General features: G+C 65.7%; 1 protein-coding gene. It reads left to right on the forward strand.

All coding sequences use genetic code 11. The features are described from left to right. A partial coding sequence (locus ACPYOM_RS23635) for a hydantoinase B/oxoprolinase family protein (RefSeq protein ID WP_481347850.1) occupies nt 1-242 on the forward strand: 242 nt, incomplete at both ends.

Here is a 242-nt window from a genome sequence, read left to right on the forward strand (position 1 = left end):
CCTTGGTGCCCGGCGATATCCGCGGTCAGCTCGGTTCGGCGCGCCTTGGCGAGCGCCGGATGGAGGCGCTGTTTGGCAAGTTCGGCCTCGACAAATGCCTGGCCGCCTTCGACGAGCTCGGCCATATCGCCGAGCGTCGCATGCGGGCGGTGATCGAGACCTGGAAGGACGGTACCTTCGAAGCCGAGCGCTTCGTCGATGACGACGGCATCGAGCTTGCGAAACCGGTCCGCATCCATGTG

The sequence above is a fragment of the Monashia sp. HAY1-2A genome, assembly GCF_056755315.1.